The following is a 23803-nucleotide window of genomic DNA, read 5'->3' on the forward strand; positions in this document are numbered from 1 at the left end:
TCGGGAAATTTTGCCCATTGGGCATGTTTTAGCTGTATTCTGGCGGCATGTCCGAAGAACAAACACTCGGCCTGCGCGAACGCAAGAAACGCGACACACGTCGCGCACTGAGTGACGCAGCGCTGCAATTGGCCTTCGAACGCGGACTCGAACGAGTCACCCGCGAGGACATCGCGGCGCGAGCCGGCGTATCGGTGCGGACCTTCACCAACTACTTCACCGGCAAATTCGACGCACTGGCCTACCGCCAGACCGAGCGCATCCGACGCAGCGTCGCCTGCCTGCGCGCTCGACCCGCGGACGAACCGCTCTGGACCGCCGTCTCCGCGGCACTGCTGGAACCACTCGAGGCCGACGGCGCCGCGGAGACAACGCCGACCCCGGCGCAGCTGGCCGAGATCCGCACACTGCTCACCGTTCCAGAACTGCACTTCGCGATCGCCAAGGAGGCGGCCGAGGACTGGGCCGAGGTGATCGCCGCGCGCACCGGAACCGACCCACACCGAGACCTCTATCCGCGTCTCGTCGCGGGCGTGATCGCCGCCGTCGGCGAGGCGACCATGGTGGCCTATGCCCATGCCGATCCCCCGGTGCCGATCACCACCGTGCTCCGCAGCGCCCTGTCCGATATCGCCGCGGGCCTCCCCGATCCCCCGCGCTGACCGCGCACGACCACATCCATCGAGAGAGAAGGGGCGTCCTCGCCATGCCCGAAAACCCTGTCGACGTCGTCATTTCCGGCGCCGGACCGAACGGTCTCCTGCTCGCCGCCGAGCTCGCGCTCGCAGGCATCCGCCCGCTCGTGCTGGACCAGCTCTCCGAGCCGAGTACCGAGCCGAAGGCCAACGGCCTGGTCGGCCAAGTGATCCGCCTGCTGGATCTGCGCGGGCTCTACCACGAGTTCGGGGGCGCGGCCGGCGCGCCGACGCCGATTCCGGCCTACATGTTCAGCGGGATGCCGGTGTCGTTCGATCCAGTCGCGGACAACCCGATGCACGGGATGGTGATGCCGCAACCTCGGCTGGTTCGACTACTGGAGAAGCACGTGCGGGGGCTCGGCGTGGCGATCCGATGGGGACACGAGGTGATCGGGCTGGATCGCGACGATTCCGGGGCCACCGTCACGGTCACCGGGCCCGACGGGACCTATACCCTGCGTACGCGGTACCTGGTCGGCGCCGACGGCGGGAAGAGCCTGATTCGCAAAAGTGTCGGCATCGGCTTTCCCGGGCACACCTCCGACACGGTCAACCGGATGGGGCACGTGTGGCTGCCCGACCAGCTCCGCACCGCCGACGGCGGTGTCGACATCCCCGGGTTCGGCCGACTTCCGTTCGGCCACAACCGCCTCGAACGCGGCGGGTTCGTCTTCGCCGAGCTCGAACCGGGACGTCCGCTCATCGCCACCATGGAGTTCGACGCCGGCGCGCCGGACGAAACACCCATGACCTTCGATGAACTGCGGGTGAGCCTGCGCCGGGTGCTCGGGGTCGACCTGCCGATCGAGCCGCCGCGGGGCGCAGGACCGCACGCACTGCGACGCGTCCAGGGCCAGAACACCCGGCAGGCCGACCGCTACCGCGACGGAAACGTCATCCTGCTGGGCGATGCCGCGCACGTCCACTCCGCCATGGGCGGCCCCGGCCTCAACCTCGGACTTCAGGACACGATCAACCTGGGCTGGAAGCTCGCCGCGCAGGTGAACGGATGGGCCCCGGCGGATCTGCTCGACACCTATCAGACCGAGCGGTATCCAGTTGGTGAACGAGTGATGATGCAGTCGATAGCGCAGACCGCGCTCATGGCACCCGGTCCCGAGGTGACCGCGTTGCGCGCGTTGTTCGGCGAACTTCTCCACCTGCCGGAGGCGGCCAGGTACTTCGCGCACCTGCTCGCCGGATCCGATGTGCGGTACGACACCGGCGATACCCACCCGCTCGCCGGACGTCTGGTACCCGAACTCACCCTCACCGACGGGCGACGCGTCGCCGAACTCCTGCATGGTGCGCGCCCGGTCTTGCTCGATCTGACCGGCGGTCGCTGTGCCGACGCCGCGTACGGCTGGCGTGATCGCGTCGACACCGTGGTCGGTACGTGCGCCGATGCCCCGGCGGACGCGCTGCTGATAAGGCCGGATGGCTACGTGGTGTGGGTCGCGGACGACACCGCAGACACGCGTGGTCCAGGAAACGCGCTCGCCCGCTGGTTCGGGACGGCCCTGCTCGACTGAACAGCTGACACGTCGCGCACGAGTACCCGAGGAATCGGGCCCTCGACGTTCCGGGCCAGAAATTCCGCAGCCCCTATCGACCTGCATCAACGCCATGACGACAACCGCGCGGCTCGCGGCACCGGCGCACGGGGGCCGACGAACCTAGGACGGGTTCACCCCTCCGGTGGACCGTCGCAGGATGACACGTCAGCCGACCGCCGCCGCCTTCTTTGCCACCCGCTTCGTGGCCTTGGCCGGCTTCGCTGTCGTGGACTTGGCTGCCGTGGACTTCGCTGCCGTGGACTTTGCTGCCGTGGACTTCTTCGCCGCGATCTCGGGTACGGACGAGTTGACCGCCAGCACGTCACGCAGGAATTGGCCGGTGTAGCTGTCCGTAGCGGCGGCGATATCTTCCGGTGTGCCCTCGGCCACCACGGTGCCGCCGCCGGAGCCGCCCTCCGGGCCCATGTCGATCACCCAATCGGAGGTCTTGATGACGTCCAGGTTGTGCTCGATGACGATCACCGTATTGCCCTTGTCGACCAAGCCGTTGATGACGGCGAGCAGCTTGCGGATGTCCTCGAAGTGCAGTCCGGTGGTGGGCTCGTCCAGGATGTACACCGTGCGGCCGGTGGAACGTTTCTGCAGCTCGGCGGCCAGTTTGACGCGCTGGGCCTCACCGCCGGAGAGGGTCGGCGCGCTCTGCCCGAGGCGCACATAGCCGAGGCCGACGTCCACCAATGTCTTGAGATATCGGTGGATCGAGGTGACCGGCTCGAAGAAGTCGGCGGCCTCCTCGATCGACATGTCCAGCACCTCGGCGATGGTCTTGCCCTTGTAGTGCACCTCGAGGGTTTCCCGGTTGTAGCGCGCGCCGTGACAGACCTCGCACGGAACGTAGACATCGGGCAGGAAGTTCATCTCGATCTTCAGCGTGCCGTCGCCGGAGCATGCCTCGCAGCGACCGCCCTTGACGTTGAACGAGAACCGGCCCGGCTGATAGCCGCGTACCTTCGCCTCCGTGGTGGCCGCGAACAGCGTGCGAATCTTGTCGAATACGCCCGTGTAGGTGGCCGGATTCGAACGCGGGGTGCGGCCGATCGGCGACTGGTCCACCTGCACCAGTTTGTCCAGGTGGTCGAGGCCGTTGACCCTGGTGTGCCTGCCCGGCACCTGCCGCGCGCCGTTGAGGCGGTTCGCCAGCACCGTTGCCAGGATGTCGTTCACCAGCGTCGACTTGCCCGATCCCGAGACGCCGGTGACCGCGGTGACCACGCCGAGCGGGAAGCTGACGTCGATGCCCCTCAGGTTGTGCTCGTTCGCCCCGACCACCGTCAGCTGCCGTTTCTTCGCGACCGGGCGGCGCACCAACGGCACCTCGATCCGCTCGCGGCCCGAAAGATACGCGCCGGTCAGCGAATTCGGGTCGGTGAGCAGCTCCTGATAGGGCCCGCTGTGCACCACCGTGCCGCCGTGCTCGCCCGCGAGCGGGCCGATATCGACGACCCAGTCGGAGGCGCGGATGGTGTCCTCGTCGTGCTCGACCACGATCAGCGTGTTGCCGAGATCGCGCAGCCGCGTGAGGGTCTCGATGAGCCGGCGGTTGTCCCGCTGATGCAGGCCGATGGAGGGCTCGTCGAGCACGTAGAGCACGCCGACCAGTCCGGAGCCGATCTGAGTGGCGAGTCGAATGCGCTGCGCCTCGCCGCCGGACAGCGTCGCGGCCGCGCGGGACAGCGTCAGGTACTCCAGTCCGACGTCGAGCAGGAAGCCGAGCCGCGCCTGGACCTCCTTGAGCACCTGTCCCGCGATGGCGGCCTCGCGCTCCCCCAGGGTCAGCGAGTTCAGGAACGCCGAGCAATCGCCGATGGACAGGTCGCTGACCTCGGCGATGGACTTGTTGTCGCCGTTGGCGGCGATGGTGACAGCGAGGATCTCCGGCCGCAGGCGCGCGCCGTTGCACACCGGGCACGGAATATCCCGCATGTACCCGTCGTAGTGCTCCTTCATCTGCTCGGACTCGGTGTTGTCCATGCGCCGCTGCAGAAACGGCATCACACCCTCGAAATCGGCGTAGTACGAACGCTTTCGGCCATAGCGATTGGTGTAGGAGACGTGCACTTGGTCGGCGCTGCCTTCCAGCACCGCCTTGCGCGCTTTCAGTGGCAGGTCCTGCCACGGGGTATCCATGGAGAAACCGATGGACTCGGCGAGACCGGACAGCAATCTGGTGAAATATTCGGCGGTCTGGCCACGCGACCACGGGGCGATCGCGCCCTCGTTCAGGCTCAGCGCCGGGTCGGGCACCACAAGATCCGGGTCGACCTCCTTGCGGATGCCCAGCCCTGTGCAGTCCGGGCACGCGCCGTAGGGCGAGTTGAACGAGAACGAGCGCGGTTCCAAATCCTCGATGTCGAGCGGATGACCGTTCGGGCAGGCCAGACGTTCGGAGAAGCGGCGCTCCCGATCGTGCGCGTGCTCGTCGCGGTCCACGAAGTCCAGCACCACGATGCCATCGGCCAGCCGCAGCGCGGTCTCGATCGAATCGGTCAGGCGCTGCTTGGAATTCGGCTTCACCGCCAGACGGTCGACCACCACCTCGACGTCGTGCTTCTCCTGTTTCTTCAGCTTCGGTGGATCGGTGAGCGGGTACACCACGCCGTCGACCCGGACCCGCGAGTAACCCTGCGTGTTCAATTGATCGAACAGGTCGACGAACTCGCCTTTGCGGGTGCGCACCACAGGGGCGAGCACCTGGAAGCGGACCCCCTCCTCCATCACGAGCACCTGGTCGACGATCTGCTGTGGGGTCTGCTTGGCGATAAGTTCACCGCACACCGGGCAGTGCGGCGTGCCCGCCCGCGCGTAGAGCAGACGCAGGTAGTCGTATACCTCCGTGATGGTGCCGACGGTCGAGCGCGGATTGCGGTTGGTGGACTTCTGGTCGATCGAGACCGCGGGCGAGAGACCCTCGATGAAATCGACGTCGGGCTTGTCCATCTGGCCGAGGAACTGCCGCGCGTACGCCGACAGCGATTCCACGTAGCGCCGCTGCCCCTCCGCGAAAATCGTGTCGAAGGCCAGGCTCGACTTGCCGGAACCGGACAAGCCGGTGAACACGATGAGGCTGTCGCGGGGCAGATCCAGATCGACCCCCTTCAGGTTGTGCTCCCGAGCTCCGCGCACAGTGAGGCGTTCCGCCACAAGCCGTCCCTTCTCATTCGTGTTCGGCGTCCAGACATACCCCCGTCAGCCATGCTAGGCGTGGGCACCGACAGGTTTCGCGGGCCGTGTGCGCCCTCGATGGTCGGCGGGACCTCGGCGGTCGCACATGCCGGACCGAGCCGGACCCCTCCGAAGGATCGCGCGCACGGCCCACCGGGTCAACGGCTCGACGCCGCCCGCCATTCCGATGCAGGTAGGCCCCGGCCGCCGCGGCCCACCGCTACCACGACCGAACGACGACGCGCGGATCAGGCGGCGCCGAGCAGCACGACGGAATTATTGCCGCCCATCCCCAGGGAAAGCTTCGCGGTGATGCCGCCCTCGAACGCCGCAGCGCCGTCCAGTAGACGTGGATGTGCCGACGCCACGATCGGGGCCGCGGGCACGATGCCGCGGTCATAACTCAAGGCCGCCGCGGCCACCTCGACCGCGGCCGACGCGCCCTGACAGTGGCCTACCAGCGGTTTCAGCGCATAAATGTGCGGACGGTCGGCGAACACATGCCCGACCAGATGGTGTTCGGCCACATCGCATTGCCGGGTCCCGCTGCCGTGGGCGTTGAAGTAGGTCACGTCCGTCGCCCGCACCCCCGCGTCGGCGAGGGCGCGGCGGGCGCAGTCGAGAATCCGCTCATGGCTCGGGTCGACGGAAATGACGTGATAGGCGTCGTTGGTCATGGCGCCGCCGAGCACAGCGGCATAAGGTCGGTCCGCCGAACGGGTCAGCACAAAGGCGACCGAGGCCTCACCGATCCCGAATCCACGGCTGCCGGCTTGGAAGGGCCGGCACGCCTGCAGGGGCTCGGCGTCGGCGACCGAGGCGCCCAGCTGAACGAAATGCTCCACCATGTCCGGGGTTGCGGAGAGATCGGTGGCGACGCAGAGCACATCGTCGGCCATCCCCGCGTTCAACCAGAGTTTCGCGGTGATCAGCGCGACATTGGCAGAACTGCACGCCGCGGACACATTCATCGTCGGACCGTGGAAACCGAATTCCTGCAGAAGCACCGAAATCGGCGTGGACGGCAGCAGCGGCAGATAATCGCGGGAGCGCCGATGACCGTTGTCGATGAGGTAGAAATCACGCCAGTTCGCCACGTCGCCGAGCACGATCGCGTGCAGCAACCCCACGGTGCGGCCGGGCTGCCAGCCGCGGTCGCGCGCGTCCGTGATCGCCTCTCGTGCCGCCGCGTGCACGGCACGCCCGTACCGGCTGGCGCTGACCTGCGGGTCGCCACCGTCGGGTACCAGCGACACCCAGGCATCCTGGTCCCGTCCCGGCCCGTAGCCGCTCTGCGTGGACGCGGCCGACGCACCGCTCAGCAGTCCCTGCCAGAAAGTTTCGCGGCCCCAGCCGTACCCGGTTACCGCACCGATCCCGGCTATGGTCATACGGTCTCGACGCTGCGGTATGTCCGTGCGGAACCGCGGGGCCTTGTTCGGGTCAGCGCCCGGCATAGTCTCGCTCCTTCGCCGGTTCTCCGGGCCGACCAACGGTCGGCCCGACTTCGTCGGAGAAACCGGGCTCTGTAATGATCACCAGATCAAACCGGACAAACTGCCCGGACGGTGACCGAAGCAATAACATTGACGGTGTGACCTTGTACACGTCGATACCAGAATAATCCCGTGTTCCAATGGCCATCATCGGGTCGACGATCGGGGGTTCGAGTGGTTGAGGAAAGAGCAGCCGCCGCGGTTGACGCCACCGCCCAAATAGCTGAGCGCTATCGTTCGCTGGTCGAGCACACACCAGACGGCATCTGTGTGCACGAGCGAGGCACGGTCGTCTACGTGAACCCCGCGACCGTCCGCCTACTCGCCGCCGAGAGCGCCGACGAGGTGATCGGCCAGCCGCTGACCAAGTTCGTCCATCCGACCTCGATTCCCGCGATGCAGGACCGCATCAGCACGCTGACCACGGCGGGCGCCGCCTCCCAACCGACCGAGATGATGCTGATGCGGGTCGACGGCGTCAGCGTCCCGGTCGAAACGGTGTCGGTACTGACCGCCTGGCACGACCACCTCGCCTACCAGGTGGTCATCCACGACCTCACTGCCCAGCGGGAGGCCGAGGCCGCGCAGCGCAGGGCCGAACAGTACTTCACCACGGTCGTCTCCCAGTTGGAGGAAGGCGTCGTGGTGATCGATCCGGAGGGACGGATCGAATCGATGAACCCGGCGGCCAAGCACATCTTCGGTACCGAGGGACCGGATGAACAGCTGGCGGGGCGGACCATCCAGTCGCTGCCGCTGGTGCTGCTGGACGCGAACGCTCAGCCGCTGCCGCCGACCCGCCACCCCATCGCGCGCACGCTCGCCACCGGTGAGACGATCACCGGCTACATCTTCGGCGTCGACCGGGTGGACGGCCAGCGGCGCTGGCTGTCGGGCAGCAGTCGCCTGCTCAACCCGGGCGACCCACGCTCGTCGGCGGTCTCGTCCTTCGCCGACATCACCGAATTCCGGGCCAGTCGGCGGCAACTGGAGTATCAGGCCACGCATGACCCGCTCACCGGGCTGGCCAACCGCTCGCTGATCCTGTCCCAGCTCGCGGCCGCGCTGGCCACCATCGAGGAACTGCCGGTGTCCACCGTGCTGTTCATCGACCTGGACGGGTTCAAGTCGATCAACGACAGCCTCGGCCACGCCATCGGGGACACCGTGCTGCAGATCGTCGCGCAACGGCTGCAGCGCGCGCTGCGCAGCGACGACATCGTCGGCAGACTCGGTGGCGACGAGTTCCTCGTCCTGTTGTCCGGCCGCACCCGCCAGGTGGACATCGACGCGTTGGTGATCCGGCTGCGCTCGACCATGGCCGAGCCGATCGTCGCGCGTGGGCACCGTATCGAGGTGAACGCCTCGATCGGCGTCACCGCGCTGAGCATCGGCGACGGCCGTACCCCCGAGGCCGTGCTCCACGACGCGGACCTGGCGATGTACCGCGCCAAGCCGCCCGGACATCGCGAGGGCACGGTCAGCAAGGGCCGCAGGCCGAACAACACCCACGCGTCCTGACCGGTCGGGCAGCCTCTCCAGCGGGTGGAGCGGAATCCGCTCGACGATCATGTCGTCGGCGTGCGCCGGTTGCCGGAATACCGGCGCCACCGCGACGTGTTACCTCACTTCGATAACCCCGGCCGGTGGTCGAGCATGTCGACCGCGGCGCGGCCTGCAGCGGACAACGAGGTCGACGCCATGCCGTCACCCGGGCTTCACCTGCGGTTACGGCGCGCCTGTCGCGATCACAGTAGACTCGACAACTCTGTTTTCCGAGCGTTCACGTGCCCGGCCCGGGCACCGACACGGCTCATCGCGGTGACAAGGAGTTCAGTTTGCCCGACCTCACACAGAACCGTGCGGCCACCGCGGATACCGGCAACGGCACGCCGAGGCCGGCCCCCCGGAACGAGCCCGAGCGGGCTCGCGAGACCGAGCAGGAACAGGCCTACTTGTCCGTGCTGTACGACCGGCTCGACGAGATGCGCCACTACGCGCGCAATCGCTTGCGCACCGTGCTACTGGAGACCGGCGGCACCCCGCAAGCCCGCAGCGAGCGAGAATCCTTCAGCCAGCTCTACACCGAGGACCTCGCGAAATACGATGCCGCCGAACACGGTCTGTGTTTCGGCCGGATCGACCTCGACGGCGAGCAGGAGGAGTACCGCTACATCGGCAGGCTCGGCATCCTCGACGAGAAGGACGACTACGAGAGCTTGCTGCTGGATTGGCGAGCCCCGTTGGCCCGGCCGTTCTACCTGGCCACCACCGCCGCACCGGATGGTGTGACCCGGCGCCGCCACATCCGCACGCGCAACCGCATGGTGACCGCGGTCAACGACGAGTACCTCGACCTGGACGCCGCCCGCCGGGACGGCGTCGCCAACGCCGATGGCGGCGTCGGCAGCGAAAGCGCCCTGCTCGCCGCGCTCAACGCCGCCCGCACCGGCCATATGAACGACATCGTGGAGACCATCCAGCACGAGCAGGACGCGATCATCCGCTCCGAGCACAAGAGCGTGCTCGTCGTGCAGGGCGGGCCGGGCACCGGCAAGACCGCCGTCGCGCTGCACCGCGCCGCCTACCTGCTCTACACCTACCGCCAACAGTTGGCCAAGAGCGGCGTGCTGATCATCGGGCCGAATGCCACGTTCCTCGATTACATCGGCCAGGTGCTCCCCTCGCTGGGCGAGACCGGTGTGCTGCTGTCCACCATCGGCGACCTGTACCCGGGGGTGAAGGCGACCCGCGAGGACTCACTGCGCGCGGGCGAGATCAAAGGCTCGCTCGCGATTCTCGAGGTGCTCAAGCAGGCGGTGCGCGACCGCCAGGAGGTTCCCGCCGCACCGATCCGCCTGAGCTTCGACGGCTATCCGGTCACCCTCGACCGCAAGATCGTGACCAGGGCCCGTGGCCGCGCGCGTTCCTCGCGCCGTCCGCACAACCTTGCCCGGCCGATTTTCGCCAGTTCGGTGATCGATACGCTGACCGACCAGCTCGCACAGACCATGGGTGCCGATCTCTCCGGCGGGACCAGCCTGCTCAGTTCGGCCGATCTCACCGAGATCCGGGACGAGATGCGCGCGGACCCGGAGATCCAGGCCGCCATCGGCGCGCTGTGGCCGATCCTGTCCCCGCAGGAGGTGCTCGCCGACTTGTTCGCCGACCCGAAGCGACTGGATCGGGTCGCGTCCGCGCTCGACCCTGCCGACCGTGCCGAGCTGGTGCGGCCGGACAATGGCGAGTTCAGCGCCGCCGACGCGCCGCTGCTGGACGAGCTGGCCGAGTTGCTCGGCGTCGACGACGCCGAGGAGCGTGAGCGCGCCCGCCGCCGCTGGCGCGCCCAACTGGCCGAAGCGCAGGACGCGCTGGACATCCTGACCGGCTCCGCGCCGCAGGACCTCGAGGACGAACTCGATCCGGAGATCTTGATGGCCTACGACCTGATCGACGCGGGCCAGCTGGCCGAACGCCAGGACTTCCGCACTCGTCAGACCACCGCGGAACGCGCCGCGGGCGACCGCACCTGGACCTACGGGCACGTCATCGTGGACGAGGCGCAGGAGCTGTCGGAAATGGCGTGGCGCATGGTGATGCGGCGCATTCCGAACCGGTGGATCACCGTGGTGGGCGACGTCGCACAGACCGGCGATCCGGCGGGGGCGTCGTCGTGGCAGCGGATGCTGGAGCCCTATGTGGCCACGCGGTGGAAGCTGACCGAGCTGACGGTCAACTACCGCACCCCCGCGGAGATCATGAACGTCGCCGCGGACGTGCTGGCCGCGATCGATGCCACGGCGGTAGCGCCGCGATCGGTCCGCGAGACCGATGGCGTACCCAGCGCCTACCTGGTCGCTCCCGATGAGGTGTATGCCGAGGTCGCCCGGCTGGTCGGCGCCGAATCCGGGCCGGGCACCACGGCGGTGATCGCGCCGCACGGATGGGTGGCGCCGCTGGCCGATCTCGCGGGCACGTCGGTGCGGGTGCTGACCGTGCACGACGTGAAGGGTTTGGAGTTCGACGCGGTCTACCTGGTAGAACCGCAGGGCATCGTCGACGAATCGCCGCGCGGGCTCAACGATCTCTACGTCGCGCTCACCCGCGCCACGCAACGCCTCGGTGTGGTATACAGCACCGAGCTACCTGATGTGCTCGGCAGGCTGCGCTGACGGATCCCACCGACCCGCGAAATGCTCCGTGCCACATCGCAGAACGCGGTGCGCGGAGCATGTCGTCGTGGCGTGCTCAGCGCACCGTGTGCACGATCAGCACATCCGAGCGCGATTTGCGCGCGACGTCGGAGGGCACCGAGCCGAGCAGCCGGCCCGCCAGGGTGTTCAGGCCTCGGTTGCCGACTACCAGCAGATCGGCGTCGACCTCCTTGACCAGTGCCAGCAGCGACTCCACCGGCTCGCCGACCATGGCACGCTCGACGATGTCGACGGCGCCGGCGGCGAGGGCCCGGTCCCGCGCGACGCGCAGGATCTCGCTGGTCGGCGCGGAACCCCGGACCTGGTATGCCTCCTCCTTGAGCACATCGGTAGCAGCGGCGAGATCGCGATCGTCGATCGGGTAGTACGCGCACGCCACGACCAGGGTCGCGACGGACACTCCAGCCAGAGCGGCGGCCTTCTCGACGGCGACATACGACGAGTCCGAGCCATCGGTACCGACGACAATGGTCCGGTAGGCGGTCATTCTCTCCTCCAACTATGCGGTGGGTCGGGAGCCGCATCCGGTCTCCTCCCAGCCGGGCCGGGATGTCGGCGCGGCGACTGGGCTCGACCCTAGCGGCACATCGGTGCGGAAATATCCGAAATCGCAACACATCACACTCGGATGTTCCGCCATTCCCGCCACGAGCGCGCCGGCGAATGCCCAAAAATTTGCGCCGACCAGTCGCAAACCCGAATTAGACATTCGGAATATGTGATTCGACACAATCGCGGGGAACGGCGCCGCAGCGTCCGGATACCCGTCACACGGCTGGCGCCAACACACGAAAATCGGCCCGCCTCGCCACGTGAATCACGCACCGAGACGGGCCGATCTGGCCCGGAATACCCGCTACTACGGCCACGGCCGGTAGTGGGCCCAGAATATGCTGAGAATAGCTGCGATGAGGTCCATGCGTTACTCCCTGGCAGGAAAAGGATGCGCTGGATCAGTGCGGCCGTGCGCTCAGAGGTCGAAAAGCGGGCCGGTGATGGTCAATCCGAGGTCGTCGACATGCGCGAAGAACGCGAACAGCGTCAGTGCGGCGCCCGCCAATGCGACATCCTTGTTGAAGGAGACCATCTCGACCTGTTTGGTCTGCGCATCGGTCTCCTTCCAGAATCCGTGCATCAGAAAGGCGGTCGGCAGTAGGAGGACCGCCAGCAACAGTGACCCGAGATCGGCCCACACACCGAGCAAAACGCTGAGGCCACCGAGCCCGAACAGCACCCCGGAGGCCAGCACGGCGATCTTCGCCATCGGGATGCCCCGGCTCTGCGCGAACTCCGCCATCGCATCCGTCTGAGCGAAGTGCCCGAACGCGGAGCCCAAGAAGAGCAGCGAGAACAACACCCGTCCGATCAACACCACGACATCCATATCCAGCTCCCTGTCTGTTGACGGTCGATAGCGCGACGTCCGGCCACCTGGCCGAATGAATATGCTCCTCCCAGCGACTATATTCTGGTCGGCGTTACCTTCGCAGTTACTTCGTTTCGGGAGCGTAGTGAATTCTTGGCATATTCCAATGGAGCCATTCCGACTTCCGCGGTGAACTCCCGCGAGAAGTGCGCCTGGTCGAAGTATCCCAGCTCCGCGGCCAATGCGGCCAGATCGGCGGTGCGCCCTTTGGCGAGCAAGTCGGCGCCGTCCTGCAACCGATAGCGGCGCAATACCCATTTCGGCCCGGCGCCGACATACCGGCGGAACATGCGCTGCAGGGTGCGAGTGGGGACGCCGAAGCGATCGGTGATCTGATCCACCCTGGTGAGTTCCAGCTCGGTGGCCATCGCCTCGACGATGCGCAACACCAGTCGATAGGTCGGGTCGTCCGCTACCGGCCTGCCCGTGAGGTATTCCTCGACGACGGCGCGGCGTCGCTCATCGGTGGCGGCATCGAGCACACGCTCGGTCAACTCGCCCGCATCGGGCATGACGTCGGCGATATCGACGGAGCAGTCCCGAAACGAGCCGACGTCGAGTCCGGTGAATGCACCGAAACCGCCGGCCCGGAAGCGAATACCGAACGTCTCTCCGAGCCCGCCGAGTTCGCGGACGAATTTGGTGGTGCACACCCCGTTCACGAATCCGCCGGTCCGCGTGTCGGACCGTTCGAAGGTGACGTTCACGCTCGGATACGACAGCACTTCAGCGCGATACGGCGGCCGGCCGCGCAGATCCCACCGCACAGACCAGTACCACTCGACGTAGCGATCCACCGTCGGGCTCGGCGGGCACCGGACCAGGGAGCGATGCTTGGCCTGTTCGTCCGGATGCAGGATGCCCTTGGTATCGCTGGGTATCGACGGCGTGCGAGCCGGAGCCGGCTCGGCAGCGCCCGATTCAGCACGGTTCGGCACGATGTCGCCTTCTTCCAAGACCGGCGGTCCACGGTCGACAAGAGTTGAGGACATGACGAACACAGTGAATCCGATCGCCGACGGCTACCACTCGATCACCTGCTTCCTCGCGGTGGGCGACGGCAACAAGGCCATCGATTTCTACACCGCCGTCTTCGGCGCCGAGGTACTCAGCCGCAACGATCTGCCCGACGGTCAGCCCGCCCATGCCGAACTGAAGTTCGGCGACTCGACGCTGCAAATGGGTATGCCCATCCCGGACAGCGGCGTGCTCGCCCCGAATGGCGAGTGGGTGCACACCTCGATCGTGCACTACTGCCCCGATGTCGACGCGGTGGTGCGGCGCGCCGTCGAACACGGCGCCCGCAGCGTGGAGGAACCGCAGACCTTTGTCACCGGCGACCGCTACGGCGTGGTCATCGACCCGTTCGGCCACCGCTGGGCGGTGCTCACCAAGGTAGAAGAGGTCTCGCGGGCCGAAGCCGAGCGCCGCGTCAACGAGTGGATGGCCACGCAGAGCTGACCACCCCGGCGCCGCCGCGGCCGGGCAATGCCTGAACCGCGGCGGCAGAGCCGATGCGGCACAACTCAACTCAACCCGGCGGCATCCATACCGCGCAGCTCCTTCTTCAGGTCGGCGATCTCGTCGCGCAACCGACCCGCGAGCTCGAACTGCAGCTCCCGCGCCGCGTTCATCATCTGGTCGGTGAGTTCCTTGACCAGATCGGCGAGTTCGGCGCGCGGCATCGACTTCACGTCGCGCCCCTCGTACACGCCCGCACTCACCGCTCGACCCGGCTCACCCTGCGCACGGCGACCACGGCTGGCATTGCGTCCGGAACCGCCGACCTCGATCTCGGACTCGTCGGCTTCCCGATACACCTGGTCGAGGATGTCGGCGATCCTCTTGCGCAACGGTTTCGGGTCGATACCCATTTCCTCGTTGTAGGCGACCTGTTTGGCTCGGCGGCGTTCGGTCTCGTCGATGGCGAACCGCATCGAGTCGGTGATCTTGTCCGCGTACATGTGCACTTCGCCGGACACATTGCGTGCCGCACGACCGATCGTCTGGATCAGCGCGGTGGTACTGCGTAGGAAGCCCTCCTTGTCCGCGTCGAGGATCGCGACCAACGACACCTCGGGGAGGTCGAGGCCCTCACGAAGCAGGTTGATACCCACCAACACGTCGTACTCGCCGAGGCGCAGTTGCCGCAGCAACTCCACCCGGCGCAGGGTGTCGATCTCGGAATGCAGGTAGCGCACTCGGATGCCGAGCCCGAGCAGATAGTCGGTGAGGTCCTCGGCCATTTTCTTGGTGAGCGTGGTGACCAACACCCGCTCGTCGCGCTCGGTGCGCCCCCGGATCTCGTGGATCAGGTCGTCGATCTGGCCCTTGGTCGGCTTCACCACGACCTTGGGGTCGACCAGACCGGTCGGCCGGATGACCTGCTCGACCACCTCGCCACCGGTCTGCCCGAGCTCGTATGGGCCGGGGGTGGCCGACAGATACACCGCCTGCCCGATGCGTTCGGCGAACTCTTCCCAGGTCAGCGGTCGATTGTCGACCGCGGACGGCAGCCGGAAGCCGTACTCGACCAGGTTGCGCTTGCGGGACATGTCACCTTCGTACATGCCGCCGATCTGTGGGACGGTGTTGTGCGACTCGTCGATGACGAGCAGGAAGTCCTCGGGGAAGTAATCCAGCAACGTCGCGGGAGCCGACCCCGACGGGCGTCCGTCGATATGCCGCGAGTAGTTCTCGATGCCCGAGCAGAACCCGACCTGTCGGATCATCTCCAGGTCGTACTGCGTGCGCATCCGCAACCGCTGCGCCTCCAGCAGCTTGCCCTGGCGCTCCAGTTCGGCCAGCCGCTGCTCCAGCTCGGCCTCGATATCGCGCACCGCGCGCTCCATCCGTTCCGGTCCCGCCACATAGTGGGTGGCCGGGAAGATGCGCAGCATGTCGACCTGGCGGACCACGTCGCCGGTGAGCGGGTGCAGGTAGTACAGCGCGTCGATCTCATCGCCGAAGAACTCGATGCGGACGGCGAGCTCCTCGTAGGACGGGATGATCTCGACGGTGTCGCCACGCACGCGGAACGAACCGCGGGTGAACGCCATGTCGTTGCGGGTGTACTGCACATCGACCAGCAGCCGCAGCAGCGCGTCCCGATCGATCTCGGTGCCGACCTGCAGCTGCACCGACCGGTCCAGGTACGACTGTGGCGTGCCGAGGCCGTAGATGCACGACACCGAGGCGACCACCACCACATCGCGCCGGGACAGCAAGCTCGAGGTCGCCGAGTGGCGCAGCCGCTCGACATCGTCGTTGATCGAACTGTCCTTCTCGATGTAGGTATCCGTCTGCGCGATGTACGCCTCGGGCTGGTAGTAGTCGTAATACGAGACGAAATACTCGACGGCGTTGTTGGGCAGCATTTCACGCAACTCGTTGGCCAATTGGGCGGCGAGGGTCTTGTTCGGCGCCATCACCAGCGTGGGCCGCTGCAATCGCTCGATCAGCCAGGCCGTGGTGGCCGACTTACCGGTGCCGGTGGCGCCCAGCAGCACCACGTCGCGCTCGCCCGCCCTGATCCTGCGCTCCAACTCATCGATCGCGGCCGGCTGGTCGCCAGCCGGCTGGTGTTCGCTGACCACCTGGAACCGGCTGTCGACGCGTTCGATCTCGCCGACCGGACGGAATTCCGAGTGCGCGAGCGGCGGCGCCGCAGAGGCCCTGCCCTCGTAGCCTTCCGCCGGGATCTCGGTTGCGAATGCCATGCGAACCAGCCTAGGCGCAGACACCGACAGCTTTCGTGGGCGCAGGACCAGGCCGTGCGGTGATGAGCGGCGGCATTCGGTCAGGTGGTGTCACATCCGAGTCGTCACCTGTGTGGCAGAACGGCGTGTGGGTTCGTCACTCGAATTCAGTAGGCGTCGTCACTTTCGTATCCGTGGCCGGAGAGCCGCAGCCGGCGGGTCGGTCGCAGAATGTCAGTCGCGCTGGGCGCGGAGTGACGCCTTCCAACCCCCCATACCACAGTGGCCACCTTGAGACCTGAGTTGGGACATTTGCTTCAGTGCGCTGGTTCGGACTGGTTGATCCGGTCGAGGATCGCCGCCTGAGCCGGCGGGATCTCGGGCGGAAACGTCTGGACGACACCACTGAAGGTGATCGTGGCGCTGCGCAGCGGCCGCAACTGCTTCACGACGCTCCCGGTCACCACCTGAACCCGGCGGGCCACCGCGAGCGCAGTGAACACGATCGTCGAGTGCGCCTCGATCGCGTCCCGCGTCCGGTGGAACATCGGCCGCGCCGCCAGATCGGTCTCCGACACGCGGAAAGACCGTTCCACCTGCCAAAGCTCGTGATACTTCATCATCACCTCCGCGGCCGGCATCACCTCGCTGCAACGCTTTCTCATCGAGAGCGCGGTCCTTGCCGGCGACGGTCACGAAACGTGTCGCCTTCACAGCCTTGTCACCAGCCACAACTGCCCCAACGCCTCATCCAGCAGCCGTGAACTGGTTGAGGTAGTCCGGCCCGGCACTGTCACCACAGTCGACGGTTCCGTCGCCACCGGCAGCCGGCCGTTACGCCAGTCGGCGACATCATTGATCCGGTCGACCGGGACGACGGCCTCCACACCCAGGTCGAGTTCCTGCTGGCCCGCGCCGTCGACACACGCACGCACTCCATCAGCACACCGAGTTCGGTGTCAGAATGGGCGGATCCGACATGCTCGACAACCTCCACGCGGCCACGGACTTTCGCGACCACCTGCACCGCTACCGCGCCGGACGTGGTCCGTACTCGCCGCACGAACACCCTCCGACCTACCGTCAGTGCGCCGATCCACACCCAGAACCAGCCATCGATCCAGGTCACAGCCCCAAAGGCCGAAAAACCGGCCCAGTATGTCCTAACTCAGGTCTGGGCTTCCAACCCACCCCCTCCCACAGTTGCCACCTTGGGAATGGGAGCGGTTTGGCATCGGCGGCCCGAACCTGTTCGGACCGCCCCGGATGGTACTTGTCCATGTCGCTCATGTACGCATCCCGCTCGGAACGGAAATGACTGAGAATCACTGGTAGTAAGTCCAGTCCCATCATATGAGAGACTCCATCGTACAAAAATAGTTTGGATGTAGGAATGACCAATGCATTGGTATAACTGTGCTGGACCGGCGAAAACTGGTCGGCGGTACCGTGTACGATATCAACTGGAACCCGGTAATCATCGAACTCGATCCCCCAGGGTTGGCCAACTTGGATGACATCGTCCACCCATGCTTCACGATTTTCCCGCAGCCCGCGCTGATAGCTTTCGGCCAGAAGGTCGGAGTTCCGTCCCGCCCACTTGTAATCCAGCTCCGTAAAGTAATCTTCGTTGAGCGCGAGAAGCCATTCGCCGCGCTCACTCGTTCTCTGCGCCATTTCCATGATCACGCCATCGTCAAACGCTGCCCTATTCGCCTCAGCCATCCCTGCTGACCAGTTACCACTTTCATCGAGTTTAGGAGACAGGCCCCCAACAGGGACGGCACGTTCGACCCGCCTAGGGTCCAGCGCGCCGACGCAAATGGCTGTCGAACCACCACCCGACCGACCCAGCACCGAATATCGGTCGAGTGCGAACAGATCGGCTACATGCATGATGTCGCGGGCGCAGTCCGCAACCTGACGGTCCGGAAGCCGGGTGGAAGCGCCGTAGCCCGGCCGCTCCACGATAATCAACGCGAATCCTCGGTCGGTCAACACGTCCAGGTCGGGCAGGGGACCATCGACGCCGACGGGTGAACCCGGCGACATCATGACCGGATACCCGTGCGGATCGCCCGCCACACGGAAATGTAGGACTCTGCTGCCGCCCGGCACTCGGTCGTCCAGTATTCGCGTCGCGTAGAGCGGGGCCTTCTCGAAGTGCTTCGCCATCGCGTCTTCGGTAGCCCACACCACATCGTCCGGTAGCGCGGTCAGCGCGGCCTCGTGACCGGACCGACGCCCCAGTTCCCGTCGCTGGTCCCGATCGTGCTGCGATTCGAGCAATGCGTCCGAGTGGGTGGAATCCGGTTCACCCTGGGCCGGAACGACATGCTCGCCGGAATCGAGTGGTTGCGTGTCATCCCCGACGGGGCTCTCGACCCGAGCGAGCGGACCAGCACCATCGCCGCGGGCGAGTACCTCATCCGGCCAGCCCAACGTAATCCGAGGGTCGATTTCAGGATTATTCGGGTCGAGGACTCCAGCTTCGACCAATACGCGCACCGCTTCGGGTTCGCTGACCGGCACCTGATCCTTCCACCCCGACACTATCGCCAAACTTCTATAATTGCGCAGATCCATTTCGACTCGCGATGGGATCCTATCGGCATCGAGAGGATACTCTTTCGAATGAGGAAGTGCCGCCATCTCGGCTGCAGCTTTCCTGAATTCGACGCCCTTAGCAGCCGACACCTCGGTGGAATCAGACCCGTTGAAAATTCCATCCCGGTAGGGTTCGAATGCAGACTTGACTTTAAATTCTGCGTATCCATAAACTTGTGGGTATGCGTACCTTAGCCGACTATTCGAATCTCCAGGCAGCTCATCGTCAAGCCAGAATTTGCCATATCTTAGATATCGCTCGGACTGCCTCCATTTCTCGTATGCCTTGACATCGCCTGCTCCCGACCAAATCCCCTCGGGCCTGTCCTCATCGCTGAACAACGTGCTTCGGTTTTCATCACCGCCTTCCCGAACGGGCGGATGGTTCGGTTCCGGATCCCTTGCGAGATCGGACCGCTCGATGGGTGGTGCATCCAAATCTGTCTGTGGGGAATCGGATTTCGAAGTGCCGAGCAGGTTGTCGTGCTGTGGGGGGTTTGTGGCAGGGAGATTCTCAGGGGAGGTCGACGACGGCGGGATGCCGGCGAAGTCGTGCTGCGAATGCACGAGTCTCGAATCGTATGAAGGTACAGGGTTGCCTGCTTGTCGGTGCGCGACTGCGGGTGTGCGGATACCTGCTTGTGCAGCGTGCACCGCATAGGCGCTGCCGCCGACCACGCCTCCGACGATCCCGTAGACCATCCCGGTGAAGAAGTCTTTCCCGTTCAGAGTGAACTCGCCGGTGTCGATGGCATTCACCACACCCGTCACCGCGGTGTCGGCGATAGCACCGCCGACACCTCCGGCGCTGCCGAGCAGGAAAGTGGAAGCAACAGTGGCGGGAACGACGCCGAACCGGTTGGTGATCGTGACAGCGGCGCGTGACACGGCCGGGGCGGCGGCATGGGCCGCGGCGGCGCCGGCCAAACCTCCCACCACGCCGCTGAGACCGGAGAAGGCGATCGACCGATAATCGAGCTGGTTACGGTTGCCTTCAACCTGCTGCCATACTTGCGCGCCGTAGCTGACCGCGATATTGATGAGCCCACCGAAAAGTGCCGATGTCAGCAGCACCCTGGTCCTGGTGAGGGTGAACTGCTCCCCCACTACGGCGACCTTCTCCAGCAGCGAGGTCAAAAATCGCCGCCACGCGGACTGGACGACGGCCCGATCGGCGGCGGCTTTGGCCGCGCCCACATGCAGCAGAACAGCGTCAGCGGCCAACTGGGTGACCAGCACGGCGCCGAACGCAAGCCAGGTCAGCTGTCCCAGCTCGATCGAGGTCGCCCCGTCACGCAGTTGCGAGGCCAGGCTGTCGCAGTAATCCGCGTGCCGCCGTAACTCGGTTTCGCAGCCACGCAGCCGCGCTGTCAACTGATCGGCTGCCTGTCCTTCCATGATTGCCGGCAACCGCTCCGCCTGCACGACGCAACCATCAGCTTGCGCTCGACAGACAGCGGCGGTAGCCGACCACCCCAGCGCCAAGCGACGCATCGCCGCCGGATCCCCCTCCGGACACGGACCCAACACCGGCTCCACCAAGCCTATTGGGAAGCCCTCGGGAACCACCATCACAGTTCTACCAGGCGTGAGGCGATTCTCGGCGGGGAGTCACCCGGTCGTCGCGGCGCTTACCAACAGCTGATGCAAGCCCTTGGCAGGCCCGCTGGCGTCTTGCCCCTCGAGTTCCACCTCGGTGAATGCTTCGCTCAACGCGCTGTGCGGATCGAAAACGCCCTCGACCACAGCACCAGGTAACGCACTCCGCCATCGCCGATAACCGCTGATCACGCCCCCCGCAGCCGCGGCATCGGCCCCGTTGACTCGCAGATACTCGCCGATCAACACCCGCTGCGTGTGCCGACCGGCCCGGAAACCGCCAGCGCCATCGAGCAACCGGCCGAATTCGCCGACGACCGTCGAATACATCACCCGTTCAATGCATTTGCGCACCTTCATACCGGACCGGATCGCCGCCCGTACCGCCTCCGCATGAGCAACCGGATCCGCGGCGAGGGTCCGGTCCAACACGATCCAGGCGGCCGGTCGCACCGTTGGACTGTCGGTTGTGCGGCTCTCGCTCGCGCTGTGCTCCCACACGAGGCCAGACGGCGCCCCCTCAGCGAGGTCGGTCACCGCGATCCCCCGTAGGGGAACCGTGTACTTGCTGAGCATATCGTCGACAGCGGCCGCGATCTCGCCCACCGTATGCACACTGACGAGCGCGGTTTCGAAGCCATTTATCCACAGCCGATGCCGCGCCGCCATCGCCACGGCAATCTGCAATGCCGCCGGGTCGGTGCAGGGATCGGGGATCGACCTGGACGGCACTGGCGGCGATCGGCGGGGCGCGGTTGTTCGCGGGGAGAACGGGGACCGAACAGGTTCGCCTCGTCGCCGCAGCTCACGAGGAGGAGAGACGCGAGGCGGGGTCCCGCCCTCGGGCGCGGGGGACCGCGGAGGCGACGACCACGGTGTCGGCGAGTACCTCGACCACGGACTACTCCGATCCCGGCCCACACCATCGGGTGCAGCCCCCACCGCCAGATGGCGGTCGGCGGCTGTCTTCGCTACCGGCGTCACCACACGGTCTCCCCCGCCGGCCTTCGCATCACCAGCGAAGAAATTCCGGCCGCTGGGCCCCTGACCGGCGCCGACCACATCTTCCGATACCGGACCGTCGGCATCCATCCTGTCGGCATCCATCCTGTCGGCATCCACCGAATCCGGCGCCGACCGATGCCGATCCTGCGCGTCGAACGAATGCGGCTTCTTCGATTCCGCACTCCCAGTCGGCGCGGCAACGCTGCCGACGTCATCACGCAACGGTTTCGCTACAGCGTGATCCGGCGCGGATTTCTGCCCGCCCAACCCGTTCAACCCAGCCAGGGATACCGCGTTCATTCGCTCGTCCGTGCCGAAATCGGTTCCACCCAAAGCATTTCCGCCGGTCGAATCTACCGCTTGTATACGAAACGCTCCGGCGTGATCTTCGTGGTGGAAAGCGTCAGCGACCTCGGCGACCCGCGGTGGGATCGCCTGCAATACCTCGGCCACCACGTCAAGACTCTCCACGGCATGCTGAGCATCGGGCAAATAGCCCTCCTGGAACGTCCGACCGATATCATCCGCGCCCCAACACAACCGCTCCTCCGCGATGAGCGCTTTCAACTCGCTGATCGCCCGAGACACCTCATCGGCCAGGTTCTCCAATCCCGGAACAATCCCCCGCAGCGAGTCCGTACCGACTCGCAGTGGCTCACTCACTCGACCGGGTGCGCAGCACCGAGTGCCGCATGCTGTAGGTGAAGTACACCACCAGGCCCGCGGCCATCCAGACCACGAACCGCAGCCAGGTGTGTACCGACAGGTTCAGCATCAGCCACGCGCAGGCGAGTACCGCCAGGATCGGGATTACCGGCACCCACGGCACCCGGAAGCCGCGTGGCAGATCGGGGCGGGTGCGGCGCAGGATCGGCACCCCCACCGACACCAGCACGAACGCGAACAGCGTGCCGATGTTCACCATCTCCGCGAGGGTGCCGAAGTCGACGAATCCGGCCAGCACGGCGCAGATCGTGCCGACGATGACGGTGATCTTCACCGGCGTGCCGTGGCCGCCGGTGTGCGCCAGCCGACGTGGCAGCAGTCCGTCGCGGGCCATGGCGAACATGACCCGGGTCTGGCCCAGAAACAACACCATCACCACGGTGGTCAGACCGGCCAGCGCGCCGATGGAGATCGCATTCTTGGCCCAGGTGATGCCGTGGATCGCGAACGCGGTGGCGAGGGTGGCCTCGTCGCCGGACAGTTGGGTGTAGGGCACCATGCCGGTCAGTACCAGCGACACCGCCACGTACAGCACGGTGGCGACCGCCAGTGAGCCGATGATGCCGCGGGGCATATCGCGCTGGGGATTCCTGGTCTCCTCGGCGGTGGTGGCGACGATGTCGAAGCCGATGAACGCGAAGAATACGATGCTCGCCGCCGACAGCAGGCCGTACCAGCCGAACGTGGAACCGCCGGCGCCGGTCAGCCAGGACAACAGCGACTGCTCCAGCCCGTGTCCGGTTCCGTTGCCCGGCTGTGACGACGGGATGTAGGGCGACAGGTTCGATGCTGTGAAGTACCGCAAGCCGAGGACCACCACCAGTGCGATCACCGTCAGCTTGACGGCCACCGCCACCGCCGACACCCGCGACGACATCTTGGTGCCGACCGCCAGCAACACGCCGAGGACCGCGACCAGCCCCGCCGCGCCCACATCGAACGACACCGACCCCACGTGCACGATCGGAGTGTACGAGCCCAGCACCATGCCCAGGTACTGTGACCAGCCTTTGGCTATCACCGAGGTGCCCAGCGCGAACTCCAAGACGAGGTCCCAACCGATGGTCCAGGCGGCGAGCTCGCCGAAGGTGGCGTAGGAGAAGGTGTAGGCGCTGCCCGCGACCGGCACCGTCGAGGCGAACTCCGCGTAGCACAGCGCGGCCAGTCCGCATGCGACGGCGGCGAAGACGAACGCCAGCGACACCGCCGGGCCCGCGACGGTGCCGGCAGTGCGCGCGGTCACGGTGAAGATTCCCGCGCCCACAACCACCGCGACACCGAAGACCGTGAGATCCCAGGCGCTCAAGTCCTTGCGCAGCCTGGACTCCGGCTCGTCGGTGTCGCGGAGGGACTGTTCCACCGACTTGGTGCGGAACACTCCACCCCATCGACTTGATGTGGCATCGAGGGTCATGCTCTGCTGCGACTCCGGGGTAGTCATCAGTCACTCCTTGCTCGAGCGGCGTCGGCGACGACGCCGCACCGCGACGCGGGAACGGTGCGTCGCGACAGGGTCGGCTCAGGGAACTCATTGGTGAATGCGGGGCCTCGAGGAGGTGACCAGCAGGATCCAACCCGGCGGTGGGTATCCCTGA

General features: G+C 66.2%; 15 protein-coding genes and 1 pseudogene. 5 read left to right on the forward strand and 11 right to left on the reverse strand.

The window, feature by feature from the left end; translation table 11 throughout:
* Positions 1-47 precede the first annotated feature (47 nt).
* Positions 48-662, forward strand: a complete 615-nt coding sequence (locus tag AB0B25_RS22570) for a TetR family transcriptional regulator (RefSeq protein ID WP_357182726.1) — start codon at positions 48-50, stop codon at positions 660-662.
* 44 nt (positions 663-706) lie between these two features.
* Positions 707-2230 (forward strand): FAD-dependent monooxygenase, encoded by a 1524-nt coding sequence (locus AB0B25_RS22575; RefSeq protein WP_357182729.1) that lies wholly within the window; start codon positions 707-709, stop codon positions 2228-2230.
* 189 nt (positions 2231-2419) lie between these two features.
* Here the strand turns inward: AB0B25_RS22575 and uvrA are convergent, their stop codons facing one another.
* Together uvrA and AB0B25_RS22585 are read right to left on the reverse strand one after the other, a co-directional pair.
* Positions 2420-5416: an excinuclease ABC subunit UvrA gene (gene uvrA / locus AB0B25_RS22580; protein ID WP_357182732.1), complete on the reverse strand. Its 2997-nt coding sequence runs from the start codon at positions 5414-5416 to the stop codon at positions 2420-2422.
* Positions 5417-5685: 269 nt separating this feature from the next.
* Positions 5686-6828: a beta-ketoacyl synthase N-terminal-like domain-containing protein gene (locus tag AB0B25_RS22585; RefSeq protein ID WP_357182779.1), complete on the reverse strand. Its 1143-nt coding sequence runs from the start codon at positions 6826-6828 to the stop codon at positions 5686-5688.
* 279 nt (positions 6829-7107) lie between these two features.
* On the opposite strand from AB0B25_RS22585, the gene AB0B25_RS22590 reads away from it, so the two are divergent.
* Together AB0B25_RS22590 and AB0B25_RS22595 are read left to right on the forward strand one after the other, a co-directional pair.
* Positions 7108-8454, forward strand: a complete 1347-nt coding sequence (locus AB0B25_RS22590; RefSeq protein ID WP_357182735.1) for a diguanylate cyclase — start codon at positions 7108-7110, stop codon at positions 8452-8454.
* 440 nt (positions 8455-8894) lie between these two features.
* Entirely contained in the window at positions 8895-11105 is a 2211-nt protein-coding gene (locus AB0B25_RS22595) for an ATP-binding domain-containing protein (protein WP_357182782.1), read from the forward strand.
* A gap of 76 nt (positions 11106-11181) precedes the next feature.
* Here AB0B25_RS22595 and AB0B25_RS22600 read toward each other — a convergent pair whose 3' ends face one another.
* The 3 genes from AB0B25_RS22600 to AB0B25_RS22610 all read right to left on the reverse strand — a co-directional run bounded on the left by AB0B25_RS22600 (position 11182) and on the right by AB0B25_RS22610 (position 13565).
* Positions 11182-11634: a universal stress protein gene (locus AB0B25_RS22600; RefSeq protein WP_357182738.1), complete on the reverse strand. Its 453-nt coding sequence runs from the start codon at positions 11632-11634 to the stop codon at positions 11182-11184.
* Positions 11635-12117: 483 nt separating this feature from the next.
* Positions 12118-12531: a DoxX family membrane protein gene (locus AB0B25_RS22605; RefSeq protein WP_357182740.1), complete on the reverse strand. Its 414-nt coding sequence runs from the start codon at positions 12529-12531 to the stop codon at positions 12118-12120.
* Between the two features lie 77 nt (positions 12532-12608).
* Entirely contained in the window at positions 12609-13565 is a 957-nt protein-coding gene (locus tag AB0B25_RS22610) for an AraC family transcriptional regulator (RefSeq protein WP_357182743.1), read from the reverse strand.
* Here AB0B25_RS22610 and AB0B25_RS22615 point away from each other — a divergent pair.
* On the forward strand, positions 13564-14034 hold the full coding sequence (locus AB0B25_RS22615) for a VOC family protein (protein ID WP_357182746.1): 471 nt from the start codon (positions 13564-13566) through the stop codon (positions 14032-14034). The genes AB0B25_RS22610 and AB0B25_RS22615 overlap by 2 nt on opposite strands.
* A gap of 65 nt (positions 14035-14099) precedes the next feature.
* Here the strand turns inward: AB0B25_RS22615 and uvrB are convergent, their stop codons facing one another.
* The 6 genes and pseudogenes from uvrB to AB0B25_RS22645 form a co-directional block, all read right to left on the reverse strand.
* The gene (gene uvrB, locus AB0B25_RS22620) at positions 14100-16292 is read right to left on the reverse strand and encodes an excinuclease ABC subunit UvrB (protein ID WP_357182749.1); all 2193 of its coding nucleotides are present in this window, start codon (positions 16290-16292) and stop codon (positions 14100-14102) included.
* Positions 16293-16588: 296 nt separating this feature from the next.
* A pseudogene (locus AB0B25_RS22625) lies at positions 16589-17009 on the reverse strand (IS1634 family transposase); the annotation flags it as partial.
* The gene (locus AB0B25_RS22630) at positions 16982-17206 is read right to left on the reverse strand and encodes a hypothetical protein (protein WP_357182752.1); all 225 of its coding nucleotides are present in this window, start codon (positions 17204-17206) and stop codon (positions 16982-16984) included. The pseudogene AB0B25_RS22625 and the gene AB0B25_RS22630, both read right to left, overlap by 28 nt.
* Positions 17207-17396: 190 nt before the next feature.
* Entirely contained in the window at positions 17397-20303 is a 2907-nt protein-coding gene (locus tag AB0B25_RS22635) for an alpha/beta hydrolase (protein ID WP_357182755.1), read from the reverse strand.
* Positions 20304-20489: 186 nt separating this feature from the next.
* Positions 20490-22145, reverse strand: coding sequence for a hypothetical protein (locus AB0B25_RS22640; protein WP_357182757.1), 1656 nt, complete (start codon positions 22143-22145; stop codon positions 20490-20492).
* The gene (locus tag AB0B25_RS22645) at positions 22138-23622 is read right to left on the reverse strand and encodes an amino acid permease (RefSeq protein ID WP_357182785.1); all 1485 of its coding nucleotides are present in this window, start codon (positions 23620-23622) and stop codon (positions 22138-22140) included. The genes AB0B25_RS22640 and AB0B25_RS22645 overlap by 8 nt, the downstream gene beginning before the upstream one ends.
* Between the last annotated feature and the right edge of the window lie 181 nt (positions 23623-23803).

The organism is Nocardia sp. NPDC049190 (assembly GCF_040648115.1).
Lineage (GTDB): Bacteria > Actinomycetota > Actinomycetes > Mycobacteriales > Mycobacteriaceae > Nocardia.

What these genes read in the sequence shown, in the direction of transcription:
- uvrB (WP_357182749.1), bottom strand. Translation starts at nt 16,292, where the DNA reads ATGGCATTCGCAACCGAGATCCCGGCGGAAGGCTACGAGGGCAGGGCC.
- AB0B25_RS22600 (WP_357182738.1), bottom strand. Translation starts at nt 11,634, where the DNA reads ATGACCGCCTACCGGACCATTGTCGTCGGTACCGATGGCTCGGACTCG.
- AB0B25_RS22610 (WP_357182743.1), bottom strand. Translation starts at nt 13,565, where the DNA reads ATGTCCTCAACTCTTGTCGACCGTGGACCGCCGGTCTTGGAAGAAGGC.
- AB0B25_RS22645 (WP_357182785.1), bottom strand. Translation starts at nt 23,622, where the DNA reads ATGACCCTCGATGCCACATCAAGTCGATGGGGTGGAGTGTTCCGCACC.
- AB0B25_RS22570 (WP_357182726.1), top strand. Translation starts at nt 48, where the DNA reads ATGTCCGAAGAACAAACACTCGGCCTGCGCGAACGCAAGAAACGCGAC.
- AB0B25_RS22605 (WP_357182740.1), bottom strand. Translation starts at nt 12,531, where the DNA reads ATGGATGTCGTGGTGTTGATCGGACGGGTGTTGTTCTCGCTGCTCTTC.
- AB0B25_RS22615 (WP_357182746.1), top strand. Translation starts at nt 13,564, where the DNA reads ATGACGAACACAGTGAATCCGATCGCCGACGGCTACCACTCGATCACC.
- AB0B25_RS22585 (WP_357182779.1), bottom strand. Translation starts at nt 6,828, where the DNA reads ATGACCATAGCCGGGATCGGTGCGGTAACCGGGTACGGCTGGGGCCGC.
- AB0B25_RS22575 (WP_357182729.1), top strand. Translation starts at nt 707, where the DNA reads ATGCCCGAAAACCCTGTCGACGTCGTCATTTCCGGCGCCGGACCGAAC.